Raw genomic sequence first — 11086 nt, forward strand, 5'->3', positions numbered from 1 at the left:
CTCTGGAAATCTCGTAATAAAGGCGGAATTTTTTGATTCTCGAAACTGTTAAAAAAGCTATTCCAATTGAGAGAAGCGACAGTTACCTGTGTCCGAGAAGTCGTCAGCAATGTTTCGAGGAGATGCAAACATTTTTGGGGATCAAGAGGGGTAAAACCCTGTTTAATTAGCCTTTTTTTCGCTTTTTCGCCTAAATTTTCGGCCATACCACCCTCTGCCCAGGGACCCCAATTAACGGTCAGGGCCGGCAGTCCTTGCGCTTGACGATAATGGGCTAGACTATCTAAAAAGGCATTAGCACTAGCATAATTACTCTGTCCAGAAGACCCTAACACCGAGGCCATCGAGGAAAAATTAATAAACCAGTCTAAATCCACTTCTTGACTGAGGAGATGCAAATTCCAAGCGCCGAGTATTTTGGGGGAAAAGACGCGCTCAAATTTCTCCCAAGTCTGTTTGGATAAGCTGGCATCCTCTAACACCCCGGCCGTGTGAATAATTCCTTTTAAGGGGGGTAACTGTTGCTCGATTATCTCAAAAGCCCGACGCATTTGGCCAAAGTCGCTAACATCGGCGGCAAAAACTTCTACATTGGTTCCCTCTTGTCGCCATTGGTCTATAATTGGTTGGGTTTCTGGAGTTATTCCCCGGCGACTTAGTAAGACGAGGGATTTTGCTCCTTTTTTCCTTAACCAATTAGCCACTTGCTGCCCTAAGGCCCCTAGACCACCAGTAATAAGATAGGTGGCATTTTCGGCAATTTCTCGGTTTTTTAGCGACGATTTCGGGATAAATCGCCCTAAACGAGCCACATAGCTCTGGCCTTGCCGCCAAACGATTTGATTTTCCTCCTCCGAACTTTGTAAAGATTGGAACACCTCTAGGGCTAAGATGTGGCTATCCTGAAATTTATCTCCATCTAGACACAGACAGCGCAATTCTGGGTGTTCTAGGGCAATAGTCCGTCCTAATCCCCAGAGGGAACTTTGGGCAAGGGCAATCACTGTGGGTTGAGAAGGAATGTATTGAGCCGATTGGGTGACAATATAGAGGCGAGGAGAGTAATTAACCTCTATTTTGCCTAGTTCTTGCACTATTTCCAGCAAAGTTCCACAAATTCGCTCCTGAGTGACGGCTAGGTTTTGATTATTTTCTAAAGCTTGGTCGTCATCGATTCCCCAGAGATAAATTAGACCTTGATAGGGTTTTTTGAGGAGATATTGCCAAGTCTGGCGATTGTTTTCGGTGATAAGTTGGCATCTATGCCCTTGTTGCACCAATTTTTCGGCTAATTGTTGCCCTACTCCCTTTTTGTCGGCAAAAATTAACCAATCTCCTGTTTCTGTCCAATCCATTCCCGTCAAGTCCGTGGCTTGCCAAGTAATTTCGTATAAACTATCCTTGAGGTCGTTGGTCTGGGAAAAGAGGGTTTCTGGCCGGGCCTGTTGAAAGGTTAATCCGTCAATTTGGCTAATTAATTGACCCGATTCGCTGAAAATAGTTAAATCAGCGATTAAGATGCCGTTTTGCAAATTGCTATGGCTGAAGCGACCATGACAGTATATAGAGGTGTCCTTAACTCCCGAAAAGGTCAATCGGTCAATATTAGTGGGAAGATAGGTGCTATTCCCTGCGGGAAATAGTGCCGACATAGCGTGAAAGCAACCATCAAGTAAGACAGGATGTAGCTGGTAATCCACCGCTTGCGAGAGTAGATGGGAAGAAAGTTGAATTTTTGCGACAATTTCGGACTGATTGCGGTAAAGTTCCTGGATAACTCGAAAACTTTCCCCGTAGTTCACTCCTTTACTTAAACAGTCCTGATAATGCTGTGCAATTTCGATTTTTTGGTGACAACGGTCCCGGATATCTGTCCAATTGCCGCTGGGTAAGTCCTGGTTTTCATTGGTTAAATTACCGGATAGATGCAGTAGGGAAACTTCCCCTTCCCCAAGACTGAGAATCTGAAATTGTCCCCCCGCTAGTAAGCTTAACTGTACCTTTTTACTCTGGTTGTCTGAGAAAATTAAGGGTCGATTCAGACTCAATTGACCAATAGTAAACTGCTGATTGGGATATTGTTGACCAGCTGCCACTATAATCATCTCTAGATAGGCCGCGGCTGGGAAAACTACCTGGCCAAAAACTTGATGTTCTTGCAGATAGCTCGGAGAGCAGGGAGAAAGAGAGGATTGATAGTGGACATCTTTTGACCCCAATAGATGCAGCGGTTGCTGTAGGAGAGGGTGGAAAGCTGCCGCTACTGTCGGGGTTTTTAGCTGAGAATCAATGTAATCTAACCAATAGCGTTTTCTTTGGAAGGGATAGGTCGGTAAGGGGATTTTTTCGCGTAAATAATCCAGGTCGAATCCATTCCAGTCAATTTTGACCCCTTTTACATAAAGGGTCGCTAAACTTTGGAGCAGGGTTTCCCAATTCGACTGTTTTGGGGATAAACTAGCTAACCAGAGACCTTGGTCGGTGAGATTTTGCTGACCTAGGCTAATTAAGGTGGTTTTGGCACCAATTTCTAGGAATATTTCCGTATTTAACTCTCCTAATCTTTCTATACCCCGGGCAAACTCTACGGGAGACAGTAGATGATTAACCCAATATTGGGAAGTTGCTATCTCTGCATCGATAACATCCCCAGTCAAGTTAGAAATAAGGGGAAGACGTGGGGAATTATAGGTGATAGTTTCGGCAATCTTGGCAAATTCCCCCACCATACCCGTCATTAAGGGAGAATGGAAAGCATGGGAAACCGCTAAAGTCTGACTTTCAATGCCTCTCTGATTGAAGTTAGCGATTAAATGGTTAATAGCCTCAGTTTCGCCAGAAATGACCGTATTTTCTCGACTATTGACCGCAGCAATGGTACAGATGCCCCTAATCTTCCTCAGATGATTGGTCACGGTGTCGGAATCAGTAAAAATTGCCGCCATTATGCCGTTTTTCGGTAATGTCTGCATTAAGCGTCCCCGATGGGCAATTAACTTCAAACCGTCTTCTAAGCTAAAGACTCCCGCTAAACAAGCGGCCACATATTCCCCTAAACTATGACCGATGAGAGCATCGGGTTTCACTCCCCAAGATAACCAGAGTTGAGCGAGGGCATATTCCAGAGAAAATAGGGTAATTTGACTGTAAAAAGTCTGATTAATCAACTGACTGGTTTTTTCGTCCCCATATAACACTTGCAGTAAGGATTTCACCCCATAGCTCCGTAAAATTTCGTCACATTTCTCTAAAGTTTGGCGAAAAGTCGGTTGCGTTTCGTAGAGTTCCCTAGCCATTCCGGGATACTGTGAACCCTGTCCCGTACACATAAAAGCCAGTTTAGGGGCTTTTTTCGAGGTTAAAAGACTTTTTTGACCTGAAAAGCGATTTTCATCCCTAATAAAGTCTTTTAAAGCTTGCTCAAGCTGTTTTTGAGCCACAAAGGGAATAGCTAAACGATGCTCAAAATGCGATCGCCCAGTATTAGCGGTATAGGCCAGATTTGCCATGACCGTCTGGGAATTTTGACTTAAAAAATCGTAGTAGCGTTGAGCTAATTCGCGTAAGGCTGGCTCACTTTTCGCCGAAAGGGTAATTAAATGACAAGGACGTTCTAAATGAGGTTTTTCGTCACCAAGCCGCTCAAAATTGCTTTCCTCAACGATTAAATGGACGTTAGTGCCACTCATCCCGAAAGCGCTCACTCCAGCCCGTCGGACTCCTTCTCTGACCAACCAAGGGGTAAGAGTGGTGGGGATTTTGACCGGCAGTTTTTCCCAGGGAATATAGGGATTAGGGTTCTTAAAATGAAGATTAGGGGCTATTTGCTGATTTTGTAGCTGTAAAACTGTCTTAATTAACGCCGCAATTCCCGCAGCTCCTTCCAGATGCCCCATATTAGTTTTCACGGTTCCCAAAATCAGGGGATTATCTTGGCTATGACCCCGGCCATAAATTTTGCCTAAGGATAAAACCTCGATGGGATCTCCTAAAGATGTACCTGTACCGTGAACTTCGACGTATTGTAGATCTTTAGGTTGAATTTTCGCTCTTTCGAGGGCTTGTCTGAGTAAAGCTTCCTGTGCCTGACCATTGGGGGCGGTTAAGCCATTACTTTTTCCATCGTGATTGACAGCCGAACCGCGAATTTGGGCGAAAATGAGATTGCCATCTCGGAGAGCATCACTGAGACGTTTTAAGACCACGACACCGCAACCTTCGCCCCGACCATAACCATCGGCCGAAGCATCAAAGGTTTTACTGCGACCCTGGGGAGAAACGGCTTTTAATTTACAATTACTAATCGCAGTGGCCGGGGTTAACATCAGATTCACACCCCCCGCTAAAGCGAGATTACATTCTTGGCCGCGCAGACTTTGACAGGCCAAATGTACTGCCAAGAGGGAGGAGGAACAGGCCGTATCAATTTGCAGAGTCGGACCGTGAAACCCAAATAGATAAGAGATTCTGCCGACGGCAATAGCGCGACTGGTTCCTAAACTGTTGTAAGCATCAATGTGATTGACTACGCCTTGATGAAAACACAATTGGGCATAATCATCGCGAAAAATGCCCATAAATACGCCAGTTTGACTATTAATCAAACTTTCTGGCGCAATAGCCGCATTTTCTAGGGATTCCCAACAGACTTCTAACAGTAACCGTTGTTGCGGATCCATGGCGGCGGCTTCCCGGGGTGAGATGCCGAAGAAAGCTGGGTCAAATTCGTCAACTTTGTCTAAAAATGCCCCTTCCCGACTATACATTTTCCCCGGAACATCGGCATCTTGGTGATAATAATCGGCAATATTCCAACGTTCTAGGGGAATTTCTGTTACTGCATCGATGCCATTAACCAATAACTGCCAATAACTTGCGGAATCATTGACTCCTGCGGGAAAACGACAGCCCATACCCACAATAGCGATGGGTTCGGTTTGCGCTTTGACCATTGCATCGAGGTGTTTGTATTGTTCTAAAAAAGCTTGTTTTTGTTGATTCATCTTCCTAACAACTCTTGTCTTGTTATGTCACGTCACTTTCATCTCAGGTTATGCTTGGGAAAAAGTCACGGATAAGCAGGAAAAACCTTGATACTGTCGGGATGGGAAAATTTAGTAGCATAGTCACAATTGTCCCCATGACTCTGAGGTGGGGGATAGGACAAGGGAAATTAGCTATCCTATCCCCACCAGCGATTAACTAAAGAAGGCAGAGATTTCTTCTTCGGATATTTGGGGTAAAACTGCTAAAATTTCGCTTTTTTCCCGATTATTTGCCGATTCAGCCCCAGTATTGCTTTGATTAATCTGGTTAGCTAAATATTCTGCCAAACTATCAATAGTGGGATAATTCCAAACAATGGTGGCTTCGACGGGGATTCCCGACCAATCGGCAAGATCTTGGGCTAATTCCACGGCAAAAATTGAATCTAAGCCAAAATCAGCAAAAGACTGGCTGGTTTGGATAGTGGCTGGATTGACCTTTAATTTCTGGTGTAACCAATTACCTAACCACGTTTCCACCTTTTCGGGAGTTTGTTGGCTAAGAAGGGACTTTTTCGGACTAGAGGGTATATTTACTCGGTCTTGCCGCGTTTGAATAGCAATTTCGACCAGAGAAGTTTCAGCTTGAGGATGAGTCTGTTTAGCTTCTGGTTCCAACGTCAATAACTCGTCGAGTTGATAATCGGAACCCTCTAGACGTTGTTCGATATCATCAATAGATTGAGTATAATCGAGGATACGATCGCGGATAGTCGCCACCGAAGAAGCAAAGTTTTCTTCGGGTGTTCCCCGGAGAGCTTTCTGCACACATAAATCAAACTGCAATTGACTCCAAGCTAGGGCATGACTGTACTTTTCCCCGGGGTGAATTTGGGACATTTTCGCTGTTGTTGCTACTAAAGCGGCGTAACAACCCAATTCTCCGATTAAAGAATAGGCCCAAGCTAAGGCGGCAGAACGATCACCCCAGAGATTAGACTGGAGACAACGCTGATTAATAGATTGGGCAGTGGTGTGGAGTTGCAGGGCAATCTCGGGCGCTTCCAGAACTTTTGTCAGAAATTCGCCTAATTTGTCCGTATGGGTGATACTTTTGCCCAAAAAGATTTTCAAACTTTCGTTAGGACCTTCGCCAATTCGTAAAACTCTGGCATCCCGGAGAATTTGCGGGGCAAGATTAGTTTCCATGTAACCTCTACCCCCGAGCATCTGAACGAGACTATCGGCCGCTTCCCAGAGGTAATCAGCCCCCGTAATCTTGGCAATAACGGCCATTTCCCTGGGAACGGCAACTTTTTGGTCTAAGGCGGTGGTAATACACTTTAAGAGACTGGACAAGGCCACCGTAGCCCCAGTTAAATGGTCAAAACGGGCTAAAGTAATCGGACTTTCTAGCAATTTACCGGTAGCGATCGAACGACGACTGGCATAACGTAACATTAATTGTAGACAGCGTTTCATGCCGCCAACTCCCATCATGCCAATACCTAAACGGGCATAAAGTAAAGCATCGTCGGCGGGTTCAGTGCCATTGCCCAATTCTCCCAGCAATTGCTCTTTAGTGACTAAAACATCCTCAAAATAGATGGCATTTTGCATAATTCCCCGTAATCCCATAGTTAGGGATTCAGGTCCCAAACGCAGACCGGGGGTGCCTTGACGGACAAGAAAACCTGTCAAACCGTTATTCCCCGGTTCTTCGGAATCAAGCAAACGGACAAAAACATTAATCATTCCGGCCCAAGCAGAACCATTCCAACGCTTAAGGCCGCGAATTCGCCATTTATCTCGGCCATCCGGCACTGCAACGGTACTAATTGCCCCGATATTCGCTCCTGCTTCCGGTTCCGTCATGCCAAAGGAGGATAATTGCCTTCCTGTCGCTAAAAGAGGTAATAACTCTTGCTTGAGGGAAATAGTCCCGTAGTTGAGCAGCGGACGGATACCTAAGCTGTTATTGAGACTGACCATCGTCGCCAGAGTTAAATCAATGGCGGCTAATTGTTCCATCACCTGCAAAAAATTGCGATTATTAAGGGCTATTCCCCCGTATTCTTCGGGAATCTGCATTCCCATCAGTCCTTGATTGCCAAAATCCATGACAATATAGGGCGGCACACAACGACGGTCATCAATCAGATGGGAATTAATACGAGTTTTGGCGTAATCTCGCAACCAAGTCAAGATTTGCTCGGTTTTTTCTTGACTAGCGGTTGTGGGGGCAGCTTGGTGACTGCTGAGGGGGGGGGTTAGCGTCGGCATAGGGGATGAAATTAGTGGAAGTTGCTGGTTTAAATACTGTTGACGGCAAGCGTGGCGTTGAATTTTGCCGCTAGAAGTTTTGGACAGAGATGCGGGTTTGATAAAAGCGATATCATAAACTTGCAATTCGTGTTCTTGAAAAACCGCTCGACGAACTGCTTCTAGGGCTTTTTGCTGGTTAAAACGGCGAATTGCCGTTCTTTCTACCTCTTGAACTAGGACTAACTTTTCTTCTGCCTCGATTTCTACGGTAAAGGCGGCAGTTCCACTGGGGCAAAAGTCGGGATAGCATTGTTCTACGGTCTGTTCGATATCCTGGGGATAGTAGTTACCGCCGCGAATAATCATCAGGTCTTTCAAGCGTCCGGTGATGTATAGTTGACCCTGATGAATAAAACCTAAATCCCCTGTACGCAAATAAAAACCCTGTCCGGTATCGGCGATAACTGCTTGAAAAGTTTTTTCTGTAGCTTCGGGATGTTGCCAATAGCCCTGGGCAACGGTTTTGCCTTTCACCCAAATTTCTCCCACCTGCTGGGAGGGACAGCGTTGACAGGTTTCAGGATTAACAATGGCAATTTCTGTGTCGATTTCTGTTTGTCCACAACTGACTAAGGATTGAGAATTTGGGCTTTTTTCCGTAAAAACGATTTGATGACGGTTTAAAGCGGCTTTTTCAACCCAGCAGATTTGAGGAAGTTGATTTTTCCTGACAGCAGCAACTTTTAAGGTGGCCTCGGCTAAACCATAACCCGGACAAAAGGCGGCAAACTCAAAACCACAGGGGGCAAATTTACGAGCAAATTCGCTTAAAATTTCCATTCTGACGGTTTCTGCGCCATTTAAAGCCACTTTCCAACTGCTTAAGTCTAAATCCGCCAGCTGCTCCTCTTTAATCTTGTCAAGACAACGTTTATAGGCAAAATTAGGGGCGGCAGTGTGGGTGGCCCTGTATTTGCTGATGGCATTTAACCAACCGAAAGGACGTTGTAAAAAGGAAACCGGAGACATTAGATAACAGGGAAATCCTCGATAAAAGGGCAGTAAAATGCCATAAATTAGCCCCATATCATGAAAAGTTGGCAACCATGTCACCATAACGCTCTTTTCATCGTGTTCCCAGCCTAAATCTAAATCTCGGAGGTTGGTCAAAAGATTCTCGTGATTGACCATCACTCCTTTGGGAGTCCCCGTGGAACCGGAGGTGTATTGTAAAAAGGCTAAGGTATCTGCTTTTATCTGAGTGGGGTGGTCTTCGGCTAAACTTTTGCCGATTAAGCTATCCGTAGCTAGAAAGGGAATATCTCTGTCTAGTTGCCTTTTTAATTGGTCTAATTCCGATTGTGTGCTTAAAAGTAAGCTTGCTTGCGAATTATTAATAATAGAAGTTAAGCGAGCCATCTTTTGGTTTTTCTTGGGCAAATTAACTGGAATTGCCACTACTCCTGCTAATAAACAGCCGAAAAACCCACTAATAAACTCTAATCCCGAAGGGTATGCTAATAAAACTCGTTCCCCCGGTAATAGGATGGATTGGAGACTATTGGCAATCGCTTGCGCTTCCAGAAATAATTCCCCGTAGGTAAGGCGTTTTTCTTCGGTTTCGCCATCGACTAAAAAGGTATAAGCAGTTTTTTGGGGTTGGTATTGGGCGCGATAACGAATAATATCGACTAAACTGCTTATTTCTGACAAATTAAGCTTATTATCTAAACAAAGAGTCATTTTTTTACTCCCCATTATTCAATGGAATCGAAGACAAAGATTTAATCCTCTCGCACCGGGAAAAGTTTCTGGTGACGGGGGGCGACGGTCACTCTAGGGGTGATTTGGGCTTAAATTAAAGGTTTCTCCGTAAATTTCGCCATAGCAGAGCTTCTGAGTCCCAAAACGTCCCCCATACTCGCTCAAGGGTTCATCAGCGTATCCCAAGGCTAAGAGACAACAGACATCGACCGTATCGGGAATTTGGAAATACTCGCGCAAGGGTTTAGCCACAAATCCTTCTAGGGGACAACTATCCACCCCCAAGCTTTGCGCCGCTATCATGAGATAAGTAACCGCAATCATAACTTGTCGGTTGCTCCAAGCTTCTGGAGACTGATAACAGGGTTTAAATTGGAAAAAAGGCGGAATGGCCATGTGCATGAACTTGGCCCGTTTTTCGGAAATCGTCCCCTCTTGTTTTCCTAACTCAATTACTTGATTAATGTAACCACGATGGTTAACTTGGCGATCGCCACAACAGATTAAAACCACGGGTGCATCGACTAATTTATCTTGTTCAAAGCCGAATTCTCGCAATTTTGCCTTATTTTCTGGTTCTCTAACCACTATAAATCGCCATGGTTGCAAATTATAACTAGAGGGAGCTTGGAATCCTAAACGAAAAATTTCGGCTAAAATTTCTTCGGGAATGGCATCGGTGCGAAATTTACGAGTAGAGCGTCTTTTTTGAAATATTTCAGCAATATTCATCATCTAAACCCTTTTATGAGACGTTTTCAACGGTTTAACCTAAAAAACTTTCGGGAATCGCCGGTCCCCATTGATAGAGAATATCTAACCCACCCGCGTGAAGTTCTGGCTCGGTGGTTTGCTCGAAAAGGTCCCCATCGGTAAAATGTTCAATGAGGCTACCGAAAGGATCTTGCCAATAGTCAAACACTTGACTTCCCAACAAATGGCGACCAATACCCCACACAGGAGTCCATCCTTTTTCTCGTAACCAATCGTGGCCGATTTTAATAGAGTCAAAATCTTGCACCTCGAAGGCAGTATGATGGACTTTGGGATGAGAACCTTGCAACATGGCGATGGTGTGATGATCAACCCATTCCTCTCCCCGTTGACAACGAAGAAAACCCCCGACTCGTAAACTGGGATGGCCGTAATAAATTAAATCTGTTGCTTTTAAGCCAAAAGTCTGCTGATACCAGTGATAGCTTTCCTCAAAGTCTTTGACATCAATAGCTAGATGACCTAGACGTAAAATAGGTGCGGGTTCTTTTTTCGGCCTTTGGGTGCGACCTAAACGGGTTTTCCGACTAGCGTGATTCCATTCTAGGGGTTCAGGAATCGGCAAAGGTTCCACTTCCTCGATACCATAGACCAATTCTAGGTTAAAACCGTTGGGGTCAATAATTTTGATGCGCTGACCACCGCCGGGGGTGAACAGGGTTTCCACGGTCGAAGCGGAGGCTAAAGTGGCTAGTTCATGTAAGACAGATTCTGATGTCGCTTCTAGGGCAAAACTAACAAATTTAGCTTCTTTTCCCCATTCTACGACATAGACAAACTGTTTTTTGCCTCTAGCTCGCATATACAAGGCTGTATCGGTTTTAACTGCGGTAATCAGGCCAAAATCCCTCAAAAAACGTTCGCACAGGTCTAAATCCGGATGTTGATAGGTAACGTAGGCAATATCAGCAATTTTAGTCATAGTCGGTCATCCAGTGGAGTTGTCTAATTCGGCACAAAATAGCCAGACAGATATCGGTCAAAGTGCTGCCATAGCAAGGGGAAAAAGACTATTTAAGAAAATCTGAACTTTGTTGTGGTTGATTATGGCATTGTGGGTACACCCACAGTCAAAGGCTAATTTTTCTTGCCCTCAATTGCTATCCCAGACTGGAGTGTGAGTAACTTGGGGGTGGAGAAAAACCTTGGGGAACTTCGGGGTTTTGCGGAAAATTTTTTTGAGAGATGTGGTCAAGGTTGTCTAGAGTACCTAGTTAAATTGGACTTATTGAGAAAATATTCACACTAATTGAGAATAAACAAATGTCTAGAAAAGTTACCTATGGGGATATTCCCAG

At 44.7% G+C, this 11086-nt stretch carries 4 protein-coding genes; all 4 read right to left on the bottom strand.

Translation table 11 applies throughout. The annotated features are described in order from the left end of the window. On the bottom strand, positions 1-5003 hold a 5003-nt coding region (locus tag PX636_RS03150; protein WP_288116195.1), incomplete at its 3' end, for a type I polyketide synthase. A 195-nt stretch (positions 5004-5198) separates the two neighbouring features. Beyond that, on the bottom strand, positions 5199-8993 hold the full coding sequence (locus PX636_RS03155) for an AMP-binding protein (protein WP_288116197.1): 3795 nt from the start codon (positions 8991-8993) through the stop codon (positions 5199-5201). A 93-nt stretch (positions 8994-9086) separates the two neighbouring features. Further along, positions 9087-9749 carry a nitroreductase family protein gene (locus tag PX636_RS03160; RefSeq protein ID WP_002776854.1) on the bottom strand — a complete coding sequence of 221 codons (663 nt, stop codon included), beginning with the start codon at positions 9747-9749 and terminating at the stop codon, positions 9087-9089. Positions 9750-9780: 31 nt separating this feature from the next. Beyond that, complete coding sequence (locus PX636_RS03165) at positions 9781-10710, bottom strand: VOC family protein (RefSeq protein WP_002741315.1); 930 nt, start codon at positions 10708-10710, stop codon at positions 9781-9783. Positions 10711-11086 lie beyond the last annotated feature (376 nt).

It is taken from the genome of Microcystis sp. M53598_WE2 (genome assembly GCF_030067735.1).
Lineage (GTDB): Bacteria > Cyanobacteriota > Cyanobacteriia > Cyanobacteriales > Microcystaceae > Microcystis > Microcystis aeruginosa.